This window comes from Pseudomonas sp. SDT291_1_S447, from assembly GCF_054070155.1.
The window spans coordinates 42,863-59,580 of the sequence record NZ_JBSVXS010000029.1; the positions used below are offsets into that span (position 1 = coordinate 42,863).

Genomic DNA, 16,718 nt, shown 5'->3' on the forward strand with positions numbered 1-16,718 from the left:
CCGAGCATACCTGACGGCCGTCTCGAAGCCCAAGCGCAGTGCTGTCAGACCACTCTGTCACGTTTGTCAGGCAATTCGCTGATCAGCATGAACAGGCGGAACAACACCACACTGGTGAACAGTTGCAGGAAGCTGTGGGCGCTGTCGATCAGTATCGCGATCACAGGATTCTGCGGCTCGGGGTACACCGCCAGTGTCGCGCCTTTGAGCAACCACAGCGGTGTCATCACACAGAGAATGCACAGCAGGATCCGCCAGAAATGCCCACGGGTCAGGCGCAAGCTTTCCTTCATCGCCTGCAAGGGGCCCATGCCGCGCAGCACCAGCAGGTATTCGCCGAATGCGAGCATCACCATCAACATCAGGCCCGGCAGGAAATACAGCGACAGGCCCAGCAGAATCAGCAAGGTGTTCAGCGCCGTGAGCAGGGCGAAGCGTGGCCACAGAGTGGCAGCCATCGCCAGCAGATCACGGTTGCGCGGCGCCTCGCCACGGCTGCGCGCATCAAGGAACAGGATCAGCGCCGCGGTGTACAGCGGATACACCAGCAGACCGACGACGATACTGATCGCCGAGATGTTTTCCGGTCCGCTGGCGTGATCGACAACTTGTTGCAGGAACGCTTCGAAAATCACCAACGGCAGGCACAACCGCACGATGCTGCCCAAATGGCGTTTGAAAAAATACAGAGAGTCACGCAGTACTTCGAGGGCATTCATCAGTCGGTATCGCAGGTCGAAAACAGTGGCTCACTTTAACCGATGATGGCTGGCGCGACACAAACGTAAACATTCGGTAAAGGTCATTGAAACGTTTTGTCACCGTCTCCATTACAGGAGAGCACCTCGGCCAACGTGGACGAGGGCAATGTTATCCCCGGCAATCTACGAGGTCGCCATGAACAGCGAAGAGCAAACCCTGATCGATGGACTGTTTTCCCGGCTGCAACAGGCCGAAACGGAGGCAGCCCCGCGCGACGCCCAGGCTGAGGCGCGGATCAAGGAACACCTGACCCGCCAGCCAGCGGCAGGTTATTTCATGACCCAGGCGATTCTGGTGCAAGAGGCTGCGCTCAAGAGCCTCGATGAGCAGAACAAACAACTGACCCGGCAAGTCCAGCAGTTGCAGGCCGAACTGCAATCGGCCAAGACCCAGAGTGCCGCACCCGCGCCGAGCGGCGGCGGTGGTTTCCTGTCGAGCATTTTTGGTGGCAGCCCACGTCCGGCGCCGACCCAGAGTGCCGCCCCGGCGTCGACCGGAGGCTGGCGTGAACCGGCCCCGCAGCAGAGTTTCGGCGCACCCGCGCCACAACAGAACTTCGGTGCACCACCATCTAATTACGCTCAGCAAGCGGCTCCGGCGGCGGGCAGCAGCTTCCTTGGCGGCGCCTTGAAAACCGCTGCTGGTGTGGCCGGTGGCGTGATGCTGGCGCAGGGCATCAGCAGCCTGTTCCATCACAACCAGCAGCCGGAAGAAATCGTTGAAGTGATCAAGGAAGAACCGGCGCAGGTCGCCGACCAGAGCAGCAGCGGCTGGGGCGATGACCAGCGTGTGGCCGATAACGGCTTCTCTGGCAACGACCAGGGCGGCTTCACCGACACCGACTACGGCAACGACAACTCCTCGTTCTTCGATGACGACGATTCCTTCGTCTGATTCACCATTCGTCCGGAGCCCCTGAGGGCTCCGGGCCGATTATTCGCGGAACCCTCCTTCGGACTGGCATACTGAGCGCCTTTTTCGGGCCTGGCGCCTGATCCCGCTTCGTGCGCTTGCGCGCCCACAGGAACTCCGGTGAAAAAAATCGCAGTGTTCGCCGACGTGCAGAACCTCTACTACACCGTGCGTCAGGCCTATGGTTGTCACTTCAACTACGCCGCGCTGTGGGCAGACATCAGCAAGGACGGGCAGATCGTCGAGGCCTACGCCTACGCGATCGACCGTGGCGACAGCAAACAGCAGCAGTTCCAGCAGATCCTGCGCAACCTCGGTTTCACCGTGAAACTCAAACCCTACATCCAGCGCAGCGACGGCTCGGCCAAGGGCGACTGGGACGTGGGCATCACCCTCGACATCATGGATGCCGCCGACCATGTCGACGAAATTGTGCTGGCCTCCGGTGATGGCGATTTCGACATGCTGCTCGAACGCATCATCAGCAAGCACGGCGTTCAAGCCGTCGCCTACGGTGTGCCGGGCCTGACCGCCAACTCGCTGATCCGCGCCGCCAGCCGTTACGTGCCGATTGAAGGCGCGCTGCTTCTAAAGAATTGATTTGACGGAGTACCACCCGGTTTGGAACGCATTGCAGTCATCGACTTTGAAACCACCGGCCTGTCGCCGAACAGCAACTGTCGCGCCACGGAAATCGCCGTGGTCATGCTGGAAAACGGCCGCATCGTCGAGCGTTACCAGAGCCTGATGAACGCCGGCGTCCGCGTCCCCGCGTTCATCGAGCAACTGACCGGCATCAGCAACGCCATGCTGCGCACCGCGCCCTCGGCGGAGCAGGTGATGAACGAGGTCAATGAGTTTGTCGGCTGCACGCCGCTGGTGGCGCACAACGCCTCGTTCGACCAGAAGTTCTGGGACTTTGAACTGGGGCGGATCAAGCGTACGCGGTTGCAGAATTTTGCCTGTTCGCTGTTGCTGGCACGGCGCTTGATGCCTGCGGCGCCCAATCACAAGCTCGGTACGCTCACCACGTTTGCGCGTTTGCCGCACACGGGCCAGGCTCACCGGGCAATGGCCGATGCCGAGATGGCGGCCAACCTGATGGCGCATCTGGCGGATGAGTTGCGGCACAAGCACGGCGTCAGCGAGCTATCGCATGACCTGCTGTGCAAGTTGCAGAAAGTCCCTGCCGCGAAAGTCAGTGAACACTTGCAGCGCTATCGCTGATCCCCAACCCAGCACGCAACCCCTGTAGGAGTGAGCCTGCTCGCGATGACGGTGTGTCAGTCAGCCTTTGTATCGACTGATACTCCACTATCGCGAGCAGGCTCACTCCTACATTGGATTTGTGGTGATCCGGACTATTTGCCGTTGCCTTCGATCTGGCCAAGCGGCACACGCTTTTCGATCGCGCTCGACAACACAATCGAGGTCTTGCTGAAGCCAAACTTCGCCACCCGATTGATCAACTCTTCAAGTTCCGTCATCGACCCCACCGCAGCCTTCATCATCACGCACGGATCGCCCGTCACTCGGAAGCATTCGGTCAGTTGCGGGATTTTCACCAGTTCGTCGTAGACCTTCTGGCTGCCGTTCTGGTGCAGGCGCAATTCGATCATGCACTGGATCGGCAGGCCGATTTTCGACAGGTCGATTTTCGCCTCATATCCGGTAATTACCCCGGATGCCTCAAGCTTGGCCACGCGCTCGGCGACGGCGGGGGCGGAGAGGTTCACCTTGCGCGCCAGATCGGCGTAGGACGCGCGGCCATTTTCGAGCAGGGCGCTGACCAGCATGCGGTCGTATTTGTCCAAGGCCGGACTCCTGAAAATGCCAGACTTTCGAAATCGTGGTTTATTCCAGCGATCTCCGTGATTTCCAAAGTGTACCGGCGCTATAAACAGGTTTTGTAGCTTATTTTTGCTCGTCAGCCTTTCTAGAATAATCCATCCCCTGAGCCAGACTTTCGAGTTGCCCATGCCTGCCTTGCGCCGTTTTTCCTTGCCGCTGATCGCCGCGTTTTTTGCGCTGTACGTGATTTGGGGATCGACCTATCTGGTGATCCGCATTGGCGTCGAGTACTGGCCGCCGCTGATGCTCGGCGGTGTGCGCTTCGTGATCGCCGGTACGTTGATGTACGCGTTCCTGCGCTGGCGCGGGGCTCCGGCGCCGACCTGGGCGCAGTGGAAAGCGGCGGGGATCATCGGGATTTTGCTGCTCAGTTTCGGTAACGGCGCGGTGAGTGTGGCCGAGCATACTGGCGTGGCTTCGGGGGTGGCGGCATTGGCGGTGGCGACGGTGCCGCTGTTTACTTTGCTCTGTGGTTATTTCTGGGGTGCGCGTAACACCCGCCTGGAATGGGCCGGGGTGGCGTTGGGGATTATTGGCATCGCCATGCTCAACATGGGTTCCAACCTGCAATCGAGTCCGATGGGCGCGGCGCTGCTGATTTTCGCGGCGGCGACCTGGGCGTTCGGTTCGGTGTGGAGCAGACATTTGCCGTTGCCGCAGGGCGCGATGGCCAGTGCGGTGGAAATGCTGGTCGGCGGTGTGGTGTTGCTGATCGGCAGCGCCGTCAGTGGCGAGCGTCTGCAAGCAATGCCGCCAGTTGAAGGCTGGCTGGCGCTGGCCTATCTGATCTTCTTTGGATCGATCATCGCCTTCAACTCTTATATGTATTTGCTCAAGCACGTGCGTCCAGCGGCGGCAACCAGTTATGCCTACGTCAACCCGGCGGTGGCGGTGTTGCTGGGGATTGTGTTTGTTGGCGAGACCATCGGGATCGAGGAAGCGCTGGCGATGCTGGTGATCATCAGCGCCGTGGTGTTGATCGGACTGCCGCAGTGGCGCCGTCCGGCACAGCCGCCGATCGTAGCGCCGACAGCCGTTCGCGAAGAACAGCGTACGAATTAGGGTAAACTGCGCGCCATTGCATGCCCGCGTCATTTTTTCCTACGGTACTCCCATGACTTTCGCCACCCTTGGCCTGATCGAACCCTTGCTGCGCTCCCTCGAGACGCTCGGCTACCAGACCCCGACGCCGGTTCAGGCGCAAGCCATTCCGGCCGTGCTGGCCGGTCGTGACCTGATGGCAGCGGCCCAGACCGGCACCGGCAAAACCGCCGGTTTCGCTTTGCCACTGCTGCAGTTGTTGGCCATGGAAGGGCCGAAAGTCGCTGCCAACTCGGCGCGTGCGCTGATTCTGGTGCCGACCCGCGAACTGGCCGAGCAGGTTCATGAGTCTGTGCGCCAGTACGCCGAAAACCTGCCGCTGCGCACTTATGCGGTTTACGGCGGCGTCAGCATCAACCCGCAAATGATGAAGCTGCGCGGCGGCGTAGATGTGCTGGTCGCCACGCCAGGTCGCCTGATCGACCTGTTCCGCCAGAACGCGCTGAAACTCGATCAGTTGCAGACTCTGGTGCTGGATGAAGCCGATCGTATGCTCGACCTGGGCTTCTCTGAAGAACTGGCGAACATTTACCGCATGCTGCCGAAAAAGCGCCAGACCCTGCTGTTCTCCGCGACCTTCTCCGATGACATCCGCCTGCTGGCCGGGCAGATGCTTAACGATCCGCTGACCGTCGAAGTCAGCCCGCGCAACGTCGCCGCCAACACCGTCAAGCAGTGGATCGTCACGGTGGACAAGAAGCGCAAGGCTGAACTGTTCGTGCACCTGATGCGCAAGAACAAGTGGAAGCAGGTGCTGGTGTTCGCCAAGACCCGCAACGGTGTGGATGCGCTGGTGGAAAAACTCCAGGGCCTCGGTGTGAATGCCGACGGTATCCACGGCGACAAGCCACAGGCGACCCGTCAGCGCGCGCTGGATCGTTTCAAGCTCAGTGAAGTGCAGATTCTCGTGGCCACCGACGTTGCTGCGCGAGGTCTGGACATCGAAGATCTGCCGCTGGTGATCAACTTCGATCTGCCAATCGTGGCTGAAGACTACATCCACCGCATTGGTCGTACCGGTCGTGCGGGTGCAACCGGTGAGGCAATCTCGCTAGTGTGCGCGGATGAAGTGAACATGTTGTCGGCGATTGAAATGCTGACTCGCCAGACGTTGAAACGTCAGAACGAGCCGGATTTCGAACCAGAGCACCGTGTGCCGGATACCGATGCCAGTGGTCAGGTGATCAAGAAGCCGAAAAAACCGAAGAAGCCGAAAGCGTCGGGCGGTGGTGGCAAGCGCAATCTGGGCAAGTGGGTCGACAGCGGCGAGACGCAGGCGCCGGAGCCTTCGATCAAGCCTGTGCGTAAGGTGCCGGTGTTCAACACTGGGCCGCGTAAGCGTAAGCCTTAAGGTCAAAAGCCCCTCACCCTAGCCCTCTCACGGGGGGAGAGGGGACTGATTGGGGGATGCTCGCGAAGTACGCCGACCTGATCCTATGGCTGTGAATCCATAATCGAAAAAGCTTTCGCCTGACATCTAGGTCGGCCCCCTCTCCCGGAGGGAGAGGGGACTGATTGGGGGATGCTTGCGAAGTACGCCGACCTGATTCTTCTGTTTGAATCCATAATCGACAGGGCCTTCGCCAGACACTTCGGTTGGCTGGCCGAATCTATAATCGACTCGGTGTTTCAGGTCGATGTTGGACGCCAGACACCTCGGTCGGCCCCCTCTCCCTCTGGGAGAGGGCTGGGGTGAGGGTTTAGCTTTTCAGCCACTGCACAATTCCCAACCCCGCCGCCCGCCCGCTGGCAAAGCACCCCGTCAGCAAATACCCGCCCGTCGGCGCTTCCCAATCCAGCATCTCCCCAGCGCAGAACACCCCCGGCAACGCCTTGAGCATCAAGCGCTCATCCATCGCCTCGAACGTCACGCCCCCGGCACTGCTGATCGCCTCGTCCAATGGTCGCGTTTTCACCAACGTCAGCGGCAGTGCCTTGATCGCCCGCGCCAATAACGCCGAATCGGCGAAGGTCGCCGCATCGCTCAGTTCACGCAACAACGCCGCTTTCACCCCATCAATCCCGACCTGACTGTGCAGATGCTTGGCCATCGAGCGCGAGCCGCGTGGCTTGCTCAACGCCGTCTGCAATTTATCCACAGGCCGGCCGGGCAACAGATCAATGTGAATAACCGCCGCGCCATACTGATTGATCGCCTCACGAATCGGCGCCGACAGCGCATAAATCAGACTGCCTTCAATGCCGGTCGCGGTGATCACGCATTCGCCCAAGCGCGGAATGTCGTCGTTCAAACCGATGGCGATATTTTTCAGCGGCGCGCCGGCGAATTTACTGACCATCAAATCGCTCCAGGCCTGCACTTCGAAGCCGCAATTACTCGGCTGCAACGGCGCCAGTCCTACACCGCGTTGCTCCAGTGGCAACATCCACGCACCGTCGGAACCGAGACGCGCCCAACTGCCGCCGCCGAGGGCGAGCAGGCTGGCGTCGGGTTTGACGGTGATTTCACCTTCCGGGCTGTCGATGCGCAGCGCGCCGTGTTCATCCCAACCGAGCCAGCGATGGCGGGTGTGGATAACTACGCCACTGTCGCGCAGGCGTTTGAGCCAAGCGCGCAGCAGGGGGGCGGCTTTCATGTCGGTGGGGAACACGCGGCCGGAGCTGCCGATGAAGGTTTCGATGCCCAGATCGTGAATCCATTTACACAACGCATCGGCGTCGAAGCCGCGCAGCAGCGGGGCGATTTGCGGCGCGCGTTCGGCGTAACGCGAGAGGAACGCCGGGTAGGCTTCGGAGTGGGTGATGTTCATGCCGCCGACACCGGCCAGAAGGAACTTGCGGCCGACCGAGGGCATGCCGTCGTAGAGATCGACGCGGATTCCGGCCTGGCTCAGCACTTCAGCGGCCATCAGGCCGGCAGGGCCACCGCCGATGATGGCGACGTGAGCGGGGGAGGAGGCGGAGTTCTGGGTCATGGCATGCGCTGCGGTATGGCGGGATAAGGCGCGCATTCTAACAGCCGAGATCTTTTGTAGGAGTGAGCCTGCTCGCGATAGCGGTGTATCAGCCAACTTAATGTTGAAGGTGCTGACGCTATCGCGAGCAGGCTCACTCCTACAAGGGATTCGGGTTGGCTTGAAATGTTGGTTGAAAAATGATCAGTGCGCTGCAGGCCATAATCGGTATGGCCTGCAGTCCCTTTCACTCAGGTTATCCACAGGCAGTTCCACAGCCATTGTGGGTAACGCAGCACAGCTCAATGACAACCGTGTGACTGCCAGACCCGCTGCGCACTGTGATGAAGGATGCCGTGGCGGCGAGCGAGGGCGTGGCGATCCTTGCTGTAACCGCCGCCAATCACACCGACCACCGGAATGTCGCGGCCCAGGCAATGGCGCATCACGCTTTCATCGCGGGCGGCGACGCCTTCGTCGGTCAGTTGCAGATAACCGAGGGCGTCGTCCTTGTGCACATCAACACCGGCGTCATACAGCACCAGGTCCGGTTGATACAGCGGCAGCAGGTAATTGAGCGTGTCGTCGACCACCTTCAAATAATCGACATCGGCCATGCCTTTGGGCAGCGGAATGTCCCAGTCACTTTCCGCTTTGCGTGCAGGAAAATTCTTCTCGCAGTGCAGGGAAACGGTAATCGCCTCCGGCGTGTCATGCAGGATCCGTGCGGTGCCATCGCCCTGATGCACATCGCAATCGAAGATCAGCACGCGATTGACCCGGCCGCTCTGCAGCAAGTAATGGCTGATGATCGCCAGGTCATTGAAGATGCAAAAACCGGCCGGGTAATCGTAATGCGCGTGATGAGTGCCGCCGGCCAAGTGACAGGCCAGACCGTGTTCCAGAGCTTTTTCAGCCGCCAGAATCGAACCGCCGACCGCCCGCACCGTACGCCGCGCCAAGGCTTCGTTCCATGGCAGGCCAAGACGCCGCTGGTCTTCGCGGGACAACTCGCCGCTCATGTAGCGTTCGATATACGCACGGTCATGGGCGAGGGCGAGGATGTCGTTGGGGCAGATCTCCGGGCGGAGCAGGTCTGCATCGCGGGTCAGACCGCTGTCGACGAGGTGATCGCGCAGCAGGCGAAACTTGTCCATCGGGAAGCGGTGATCCGCCGGAAACTCGGGGCTGTAGTCTTCGTGGTAGATCAGCGGTACGGGCATGGCGATTTCGTGTAGGAACGTAGGAAAGAGTGAAGGATCCTACCAGCGATGTAGACTTGCGGCATGGAAACGGAGGGGCACGATGGAGCCGATACTGGAACTCGAAAGCGCGCGCTTGCTGATGCGTCAGTGGCAGGACGAGGATTTGCCGGCATTTGCCGCGATGTGCGCCGATCCTCAGGTGATGCGCTATTTTCCGGAACCGTTGAGCCGCCTGGAGAGCGCGTCGATGATCGGCCGTGTGCGCGGGCATTTTGCCGAGCACGGTTTCGGCTTGTGGGCGCTGGAGCGCAAGGACAGCGGTGAATTCATCGGTTTCACCGGACTCGGCGTGGTCGGTTTCGATGCGCCGTTCACCCCCGCGGTGGAAATCGGCTGGCGCCTGGCCAAGGAACATTGGGGCCTGGGCTATGCCAGCGAAGCAGCGTGGACCGCTCTGCGCTGTGGCTTTGATCGGTTGGCGCTGAAGGAAATCGTCTCCTTCACCGCGCAATCCAATCTGCCTTCGGAGAAGGTCATGCAGGCGATCGGCATGCATCACGCCCCCGAGGATGATTTCGATCACCCGAAACTGGCCGTCGATCATCCGTTGCGTCGGCATGTGCTGTACCGCATCACTCGGGAACAATGGCTGCAAACCTTGCATGGATAAGCCGACACGGACGTTTACAATGGCCGCCATATCATTGGCCCGCGCCAGAATCTGAATCGGCCGCCGCAGCCAAGACTGCGCGGCATAGTGCTTTGTGTGAGGAGAGTCTGAATGAGCCAAGTGTTGGAAGATCTGGTCGACTTGCTGACCCTGGAACCGATCGAAGAAAACCTGTTCCGTGGCCGTAGCCAGGACTTGGGTTTCCGTCAGTTGTTCGGTGGTCAGGTGCTCGGTCAGTCGCTGTCGGCGGCCAGTCAGACGGTAGAAGAGGCGCGTCATGTGCATTCGATGCACGGTTATTTCCTGCGTCCGGGCGATGCCAAGTTGCCGGTGGTCTACTCGGTTGATCGCGTGCGCGATGGCGGCAGTTTCAGCACCCGCCGGGTGACGGCGATCCAGAAGGGCCATCCGATTTTCACCTGCAGCGCTTCGTTTCAATACGACGAGGCAGGCTTCGAGCACCAGAGCCAGATGCCGGTGGTGGTCGGCCCGGAAAACCTGCCGTCGGAGCTGGAGCTGTTCCAGCAACGCGCGCACCTGATCCCGGAGCACATGCGCGAAAAACTGCTGTGCCCGAAACCGATCGAAGTGCGCCCGGTCACCGAAAAAGACCCGTACAACCCGCAGCCGGCCGATCCGGTGAAGTACGTGTGGTTCCGTGCCGACGGCGCATTGGCCGACATCCCGGCGCTGCACAAATACCTGCTGGCATACGCCTCGGACTTCGGTTTGCTGACCACCTCGATGCTGCCCCACGGCAAGTCGGTGTGGCAGAAAGACATGCAGGTCGCCAGCCTCGATCACGCGCTGTGGTTCCACAACGATCTGCGTGCCGATGACTGGTTGCTCTACGCGATGGACAGTCCGTGGGCCGGTAATTCCCGTGGTTTCTCCCGTGGCAGCGTGTACAACCGCGCCGGGCAACTGGTCGCGTCGGTGACGCAGGAAGGCCTGATCCGCCATCGCAAGGATTGGGCATGAGCCTGAAAGAGGTAAAGCACTGGGTGTTCGACATGGACGGCACGCTGACCGTCGCCGTGCATGATTTTGCGGCGATTCGCGTGGCGCTGGCGATTCCGCCGGAGGACGACATCCTCACTCATCTCGCCGCGTTGCCGGCGGATGAAGCAGCGGCAAAACACGCCTGGTTGCTGGAACACGAAAGGGATCTGGCACTGGGTTCGACCCCGGCCACCGGCGCGGTGGAGCTGGTGCGTGATCTGCATGCGCGCGGTTATCGCCTCGGCATTCTGACCCGCAATGCGCGGGAGTTGGCGCATGTGACGCTGGAAGCGATTGGTTTGGCTGACTGTTTTGCGGTGGAGGATGTTTTGGGTCGCGATGAAGCTCCGCCGAAGCCGCATCCGGGTGGTTTGCTGAAACTGGCAGACGCTTGGGAAGTGCCGGCCAGCGAGATGGTCATGGTCGGTGATTACCGCTTTGATCTGGATTGCGGGCGAGCGGCGGGGGCGCGCACGGTGTTGGTGAATCTGCCGGATAACCCGTGGCCCGAGTTGACCGATTGGCATGCGAAGGATTGTGTCGAGTTGCGGCGGATGCTGCTGGCCTGAAATCTTGGCTGCTTTAGCGGGCCTCATCGCGAGCAGGCTCACTCCTACAATTGGAATGCGTTCACCTGTAGGAGCGAGCCTGCTCGCGAAGAGGCCAGATCATCCACCGCACAACTTACTGTTCAAACAATGCCTTCTGCCCCTCCGGCGAGGTCAGCATCCCATCGCCGTTATGCCCGACCCCGGGCACTTCAACCAACCGCTGATTCACCCCTTCCGGATGCCGGCGCAGCAAATAGCCGAAGTACAACTTGCCACGCTCCAGGCGATACGCACCTTGCGCCTCGGCTTCACAACGCTTGTCCAGCACCGGATGCTGCGGGTCGATGTCCTGCTGCCCGAGCAGATAAATCACCTCGCGTTTGACGTAACTGCTCTCAAGCTGCAACGGCGTTTGACCACCGGCGTACACCGGCATGTCTGCCAGACCGTACTTCCAGCGGTTGAAACCCGCGCACTTGGCGTGATCGAACGCCACCGGCCGTTGTTCATTGAAATAGGCATAAGAAGACGGATTGGCCACGACATAGCGCAAGCGAATGCCGTTGACCTTCAGCGCCGGTTGATCCTTGGCCAGCAGGGCATAACGCTGCACCACCTGGCCACCACCGGAATGACCGAAGATCACGATCTGTTTAACGTCGGGAAACTGTTTCCGGTCGCTGATCCGTCCGATGATTTCATCGAGCGCCGCATAGGAACTCAACAGATTCGGACCTGTGGATAAGCCGCCGCCCATCCACTCGTTGCCCTGCCAGCGCAGGACGGTGGCGGGCAACGAATACAGGGCGACATCGCTTTCATTGAGAAACTGCGGGGCGATCACCAAGGTGTGCGTGGTTTGTCCCGCCAGCTCGGCCGCACTTTCGGCGCTTTTGCGATAGGTTTCCGCGTTGCGCAAGCGGCCATGAATGACGATCAGCACACGCTCGATTTTCTCCGGCGCGGGGCCAATACCCACCGCCATTTCCCCGGCCTTGAGTTGCAAGCGACCGGGGCTGATCGCATCGACACCGGCGGCTTGCGCAGTGCTGCCAACAATCAGTAACGCCAAAAGCCATTTATGCATTTACAGGTTTTTCGCCGCGAAGGTGTCGCACTGGCCGACCTGGCCCTGTGCGAATCCGGTTTTGAACCAGCGCACCCTTTGCGCCGACGTACCGTGGGTAAACGAGTCCGGCACCACACGGCCCTGACCCTGTTGTTGCAAGCGATCATCACCGATGGCGTTGGCCGCGTTCAAGGCTTCTTCGATGTCGCCCGGTTCCAGCCAATTCAAGCGCTTCTGTGCGCTGTAGGCCCAGACGCCAGCGAGGCAGTCGGCCTGCAATTCCTGGCGCACCAGCAAGCCGCCATCGCCTTCCATCTGCCGACCTTGCTGGCGCGCTGTCTGAATTTTCGCCGAGACGCCAAGCAGCGTCTGCACATGGTGTCCGACTTCGTGAGCGATCACGTAGGCCTGGGCGAAGTCGCCGGCAGCCTTGAAGCGTTGCGACATTTCCTGGAAGAACGCCATGTCCAGATAGACCTTCTGGTCCGCCGGGCAATAGAACGGGCCAGTGGCCGAGGTCGCCAGACCGCAGGCGGAATTGACCCGATTGCTGAATAGCACCAGGGTCGGGTCCTTATATTGCCGCCCGGCCTGCTGGAAAATCGTGCCCCAAGTGTCTTCGGTATCGCCGAGGATCGAGCGGACGAATTCGGCCTGTTCATCGTTGGCCGGCGGGGCCTGACGGGTTTGCGAGGTCGGCGCCGATTGTTGTGTGGATTGCCCGGCGAGCTGACCGAGGATCTGCATTGGGTCCTGGCCGGTGATCCAGCCGATACCGACGATCAGCAGGATGGCCCCGAGGCTCAGGCCTTTGCCGCCGCCGAAGCGCATGCCGCCGCCACCGCCGGCATCATCACCACGGGCATCGACGACGTTGTCACTGCGTCGGCCTTTTTTCCATAGCATGTGGGAATCCTCTGTGTGTATCGGGTGGTGATGAGTGTTGCTGTTGTGTGAGTGTGGCGCCAGTCCGGTCGTCCGTCTATTGGCCTCACGCAAACAGGCCCGGCCTCGTGCTGACGAGGTCGGGCCTGTTATTGACGATCTGGCGCGCGGCAAATTCAATCGCGCGCAGGATTTCTATCGCTGGATTATCAATCAGCGATCAAACGCATCCCACTGCGGTGCGAAATCCGGGCTGACCTGGCGTTGATTTTTCGGCAGTGCGGCAATCAATGCGCGGTCTTCATCGTCGAGTTCGACCTGCAGAGATGCGAGGTTGGCCAGTTGATTGGCTCGGCTGCTGGCCTTGGGAATGGCCGCAACATTCGGCTGATCGAGCAACCATTTCAACGCTACCTGGGTCGGCAACACACCGTGCTTGTTGGCGATCTGTTGAATCTGCGGGATGTCCGAGACCTTGTTGCGCGCCAGTGGGGTGTAGGCCGTCAGTGCCATGTCGTGTTGACGGGCGTAGTCGAGCAGGGCGTTCTGGCCGAGCAGGACGTGGTACTCGACCTGAATCGCTGACAGACCAATCCCATATTCCTCGATGACTTTGCGTAACAACGGTAGTGGAAAATTCGCCACGCCGATGTTGCGCGCCAGGCCCTGCTCCTTGAACGAGGCCAGCGTGGCGAGGGTGCTTGGCAAATCCCAGTCGGTGGTCGGCCAGTGGATCATGAACAGATCGACGTAGTCGCTGCGCAAAGCAGTAAGGCTGCGGTCCATGGAGTGGCGCATCGCGTCGGGTTGCAGCTGATCCCACCAGACCTTGGTGGTGACGTGAATCTGCTCGCGCGGTGTCGGCGTGTTCGCCAGCGCTTGTCCGACGGCGTCTTCGTTGTTGTAGGCCGCTGCCGTGTCGATGTGTCGATAACCCAGTTCCAGTGCTTGCTCCACGGCGCGAGTGCATTCGTCGCCGAGCATCGGCCAGGTGCCGAGGCCGAGTTTCGGCATGTTCAAACCTTGGGCATTAACGATGTGCTGCATGGTCGATCTCCTGTTCGAAAGCAGTCATGCCGGCAATGTGCCGGGCGGCGATGTAACCGAAAGTCAGCGCCGGGCCGAGGTTGATCCCGCCCGCCGGATAGTGGCCGCCCATGATGCTGGCCATATCGCCCCCCGCTGCGTAGAGGCCGGCGATGGGCTGTTCGTGGGCGTCCAGCACTTGCGCGTGTGGGGTGACCGTGAGGCCGGCAAACGTACCGAAGCAGCCCGGCTGGACTTTCACGGCGTAGAACGGGCCGGTGTCTATTGGGGCAACGCAGGGGTTGGGAAGGTTCGCCGGATCACCCTGTTTACGGTTGTAGGGGGTCGTGCCGCGCCCGAACAACGGGTCTTCGCCACATCGGGCATGGCGGTTGTAATCGTCGAGGGTCTGGCGCAAAGCGTTCGGGTCAATGCCGCAAGCAGTGGCTAATTCTTCAATGGTGTTGCCTGTTTTCAGATAGCCGCTGCGGATAAATTCTGACACTGGCAGCGGAAATGGTCGCGATATGCCCAATCCATAACGCCGTTGAAAGGCGTGTGTGCAGATCAGCCATGAGGCGACTTCTTCGCCTTCCGGTGCGGCGGCGACCATGGCACTGACGTAGTCGTAATAACCGTTGGCTTCGTTGACGAAGCGCTGGCCGTTGCGCAGCACGCCGATTATCCCGGGTTTTCCGCGCTCGATGATGTGTGGGAAGTGGCCGGTGCTGCCGTCGGAATGTGGCACTCGTGATACCGGCGCCCACGCCACGGGCGAAGCCACATCGGTATTGACCCGCGCGCCGACGCTTTCGCCCAGGCGCAGGCCATCGCCGTTGACGGCCAGCGGTGGCAGTGCCAAGTGCTCATGGCCGGTCGGTGTGCGCGGGAACAGGGCTTTACGCCGCTCGATGTCATTGGCAAAACCACCAGCGGCGAGCACCACGGCTTTGCGTGCGTGAATGCAGATTGGGCCTTTGTCTGTGTTGACCACAGCACCCGAGACGCGCAAGCCATCACGCAGCAGTTCCGTCACAGGCGCTGATTCCCAGAGCAGAACGCCAAGGTCTTCGGCGGACTTCGCCAGTCTTGCCACCAGCGCGACGCCGTTGACCAGTTGCATCGCCCGGCCATGCACGGCGAGGTCGAACAGGTGTCGAGTGAAACGTCGGGTTACGTGCCATGCCGCCTTGACCGAGCGCGTCAGATTGAGGAACGCCGACAGATCCGCCCCGGCCATGATTGGCATGCCCATGAAGGACGTTTCGCGCATGGTGGTACGAAGACGCTTGAGCAGGCGTCCGACCTTGCGTCCATCGTAAGGTGCGGCGATGACCGAGCGACCGCCAGTGCCGGCCCCCGGCGTATCGCCATGAATGTCGGCAATGGCATTGCCATCGGCAAATTGCAGCGCGGTGTGCTGCTCGAAAAACGCGACCATGCGCGGCCCCGCTTCAAGGAAAGCATCGATCATCGCTGGGTCGAAGTGCTCGCCCAGTTCATGGCGCAAATAGGTGCGCGGTTGTTCGATGTCTTCGACGATCCCGGCTCGACGGGCCAGCGGATTGCACGGCACCCAAGCCCAGCCACCGGACCATGCGGTGGCGCCACCGAACACCGGATCTTTCTCGACAACGATGACTTTCAAGCCATGCCACGCGGCAGTCACGGCGGCCGACAACCCGGCAGCGCCGGATCCGACGACCAATACGTCGCAGTCGATATCAGGGAGTTCGGCAGGCATCAAACAACACTCCAGCGATAAATTATTTTTGGAATTTGATTCCAGAAAGTAACCAGTGCTGGCCTAGCACGACAAGCCTTGACTCAACAAAGCGGGCGGTTATCGAACAACCGGTTCCAGATTTCGCTTTGCGGCTGATCTCTTCTAGAATCGGCAAAATTTCCTTTGGATGTTCCCATGGCTGGCAGTCAAATCGAACGGGTTTTCAGTGTGCTGGAAAGCCTCACCAGTGATCCGCGCGGGCTGCCGATGCAGACCCTGGCCGAGCAACTGGATATCCCCAAAAGTGCAACGCACCGCTTGCTCGCCGAGCTGATCCGCTTGGGCTACGTACGACAGAATGCGGAAACCTTGCGTTATCACTTGTCGACCAAACTGGTCGCGATGGGCTTTCAGTATTTGTCGAGCAGCGGTGCCGATATCGTCCAGCCGGTGCTTGATCGACTGGCGGAGGAAACCGGCGAACTGGTGCGTTTGGGCGTGATCGATGGCGAGCGCCAGACCTGGATCGCCAAGGCACAGGGCGCGCGCACTGGTCTGCGTTATGACCCGGACATGGGCCGCGATGCGCCGCTGTTCTACACCGCGTCAGGGCATGCGTGGCTGGCGTGCATGAGCGATGCCGAGGCGTTGTCGCTGGTCGAGCGGCAGGCGGCGGAGGTGCCGGTGGGGATCGGGCCGAATGCGCCGCGCTCGAATATCGAGTTGCTGGAGCGCCTGCGTCTGGCTCGTGAGCAGGGTTATGCCTGCGTTGAGGAGAGTTCGGCAGTCGGCACTTCGGCGATTGCGGCGGTGGTGAAGCATCCAACGGATGGGCGGGTGATCGGCGTGCTCAGTATCGCCGGGCCCAGTGCGCGAATGCCGGGGGCGCGGTTGCATGAGCTGGCGCCGCTGTTGCTGACCTTCACCGAAGAATTATCAGCAGCAAGCCTGGCCTCAGAACTGTTTATCTAATCCGAATTCACGCAGTTCCCTTGTAGGAGTGAGCCTGCTCGCGATCGCGGTGTATCAGCTGGCATCAATGT

General features: G+C 60.7%; 17 protein-coding genes. 9 read left to right on the plus strand and 8 right to left on the minus strand.

Features of this window, described 5'->3' with window-relative positions; all coding sequences use genetic code 11:
- Nucleotides 1-44: 44 nt before the first annotated feature.
- Nucleotides 45-719 (minus strand): YciC family protein, encoded by a 675-nt coding sequence (locus tag ACW9IR_RS12500; protein ID WP_077574645.1) that lies wholly within the window; start codon nucleotides 717-719, stop codon nucleotides 45-47.
- Between the two features lie 178 nt (nucleotides 720-897).
- Between ACW9IR_RS12500 and ACW9IR_RS12505 the strand changes: the two genes are divergently transcribed.
- The 3 genes from ACW9IR_RS12505 (at nucleotide 898) to ACW9IR_RS12515 (ending at nucleotide 2,901) form a co-directional block, all read left to right on the plus strand.
- A complete protein-coding gene (locus ACW9IR_RS12505; protein ID WP_457463453.1) occupies nucleotides 898-1,656 on the plus strand; it encodes a DUF2076 domain-containing protein in 759 nt (252 codons plus the stop codon).
- Nucleotides 1,657-1,794: 138 nt separating this feature from the next.
- Entirely contained in the window at nucleotides 1,795-2,274 is a 480-nt protein-coding gene (locus ACW9IR_RS12510; protein ID WP_007949802.1) for a LabA-like NYN domain-containing protein, read from the plus strand.
- A gap of 21 nt (nucleotides 2,275-2,295) precedes the next feature.
- Nucleotides 2,296-2,901 (plus strand): 3'-5' exonuclease, encoded by a 606-nt coding sequence (locus tag ACW9IR_RS12515; protein ID WP_077574644.1) that lies wholly within the window; start codon nucleotides 2,296-2,298, stop codon nucleotides 2,899-2,901.
- Nucleotides 2,902-3,035: 134 nt separating this feature from the next.
- Here the strand turns inward: ACW9IR_RS12515 and ACW9IR_RS12520 are convergent, their stop codons facing one another.
- Nucleotides 3,036-3,488, minus strand: coding sequence for an Lrp/AsnC family transcriptional regulator (locus ACW9IR_RS12520; protein ID WP_102899918.1), 453 nt, complete (start codon nucleotides 3,486-3,488; stop codon nucleotides 3,036-3,038).
- Between the two features lie 163 nt (nucleotides 3,489-3,651).
- On the opposite strand from ACW9IR_RS12520, the gene yedA reads away from it, so the two are divergent.
- Both yedA and ACW9IR_RS12530 read left to right on the plus strand, forming a co-directional pair.
- The gene (yedA, locus tag ACW9IR_RS12525) at nucleotides 3,652-4,587 is read left to right on the plus strand and encodes a drug/metabolite exporter YedA (protein ID WP_150694675.1); all 936 of its coding nucleotides are present in this window, start codon (nucleotides 3,652-3,654) and stop codon (nucleotides 4,585-4,587) included.
- A 52-nt stretch (nucleotides 4,588-4,639) separates the two neighbouring features.
- Nucleotides 4,640-5,977: a DEAD/DEAH box helicase gene (locus ACW9IR_RS12530; protein WP_016986155.1), complete on the plus strand. Its 1,338-nt coding sequence runs from the start codon at nucleotides 4,640-4,642 to the stop codon at nucleotides 5,975-5,977.
- 349 nt (nucleotides 5,978-6,326) lie between these two features.
- Here ACW9IR_RS12530 and ACW9IR_RS12535 read toward each other — a convergent pair whose 3' ends face one another.
- The gene (locus ACW9IR_RS12535; protein WP_102899920.1) at nucleotides 6,327-7,562 is read right to left on the minus strand and encodes a TIGR03862 family flavoprotein; all 1,236 of its coding nucleotides are present in this window, start codon (nucleotides 7,560-7,562) and stop codon (nucleotides 6,327-6,329) included.
- 281 nt (nucleotides 7,563-7,843) lie between these two features.
- Nucleotides 7,844-8,764, minus strand: a complete 921-nt coding sequence (locus ACW9IR_RS12540) for a histone deacetylase family protein (RefSeq protein WP_457463457.1) — start codon at nucleotides 8,762-8,764, stop codon at nucleotides 7,844-7,846.
- A gap of 82 nt (nucleotides 8,765-8,846) precedes the next feature.
- Between ACW9IR_RS12540 and ACW9IR_RS12545 the strand changes: the two genes are divergently transcribed.
- The 3 genes from ACW9IR_RS12545 to ACW9IR_RS12555 all read left to right on the plus strand — a co-directional run bounded on the left by ACW9IR_RS12545 (nucleotide 8,847) and on the right by ACW9IR_RS12555 (nucleotide 10,987).
- Nucleotides 8,847-9,416, plus strand: a complete 570-nt coding sequence (locus ACW9IR_RS12545) for a GNAT family N-acetyltransferase (RefSeq protein ID WP_095121648.1) — start codon at nucleotides 8,847-8,849, stop codon at nucleotides 9,414-9,416.
- 111 nt (nucleotides 9,417-9,527) lie between these two features.
- Entirely contained in the window at nucleotides 9,528-10,397 is an 870-nt protein-coding gene (gene tesB / locus ACW9IR_RS12550; RefSeq protein ID WP_102899922.1) for an acyl-CoA thioesterase II, read from the plus strand.
- Complete coding sequence (locus tag ACW9IR_RS12555) at nucleotides 10,394-10,987, plus strand: HAD family hydrolase (RefSeq protein WP_110720294.1); 594 nt, start codon at nucleotides 10,394-10,396, stop codon at nucleotides 10,985-10,987. The genes tesB and ACW9IR_RS12555 overlap by 4 nt, the downstream gene beginning before the upstream one ends.
- Nucleotides 10,988-11,102: 115 nt before the next feature.
- Here ACW9IR_RS12555 and ACW9IR_RS12560 read toward each other — a convergent pair whose 3' ends face one another.
- The 4 genes from ACW9IR_RS12560 to ACW9IR_RS12575 form a co-directional block, all read right to left on the minus strand.
- Complete coding sequence (locus ACW9IR_RS12560) at nucleotides 11,103-12,056, minus strand: alpha/beta hydrolase (RefSeq protein ID WP_457463459.1); 954 nt, start codon at nucleotides 12,054-12,056, stop codon at nucleotides 11,103-11,105.
- Complete coding sequence (gene ypfJ / locus ACW9IR_RS12565) at nucleotides 12,057-12,944, minus strand: KPN_02809 family neutral zinc metallopeptidase (protein ID WP_150706854.1); 888 nt, start codon at nucleotides 12,942-12,944, stop codon at nucleotides 12,057-12,059.
- A 192-nt stretch (nucleotides 12,945-13,136) separates the two neighbouring features.
- Nucleotides 13,137-13,970: an aldo/keto reductase gene (locus tag ACW9IR_RS12570; protein WP_457463462.1), complete on the minus strand. Its 834-nt coding sequence runs from the start codon at nucleotides 13,968-13,970 to the stop codon at nucleotides 13,137-13,139.
- Entirely contained in the window at nucleotides 13,954-15,693 is a 1,740-nt protein-coding gene (locus ACW9IR_RS12575; RefSeq protein ID WP_457463464.1) for an FAD-dependent oxidoreductase, read from the minus strand. Before ACW9IR_RS12575 ends, ACW9IR_RS12570 begins: the two co-directional genes overlap by 17 nt.
- Before the next feature lie 177 nt (nucleotides 15,694-15,870).
- Here ACW9IR_RS12575 and ACW9IR_RS12580 point away from each other — a divergent pair, with 177 nt between their 5' ends.
- Nucleotides 15,871-16,647, plus strand: coding sequence for an IclR family transcriptional regulator (locus ACW9IR_RS12580; protein WP_457463466.1), 777 nt, complete (start codon nucleotides 15,871-15,873; stop codon nucleotides 16,645-16,647).
- The last annotated feature ends 71 nt before the right edge of the window (nucleotides 16,648-16,718 follow it).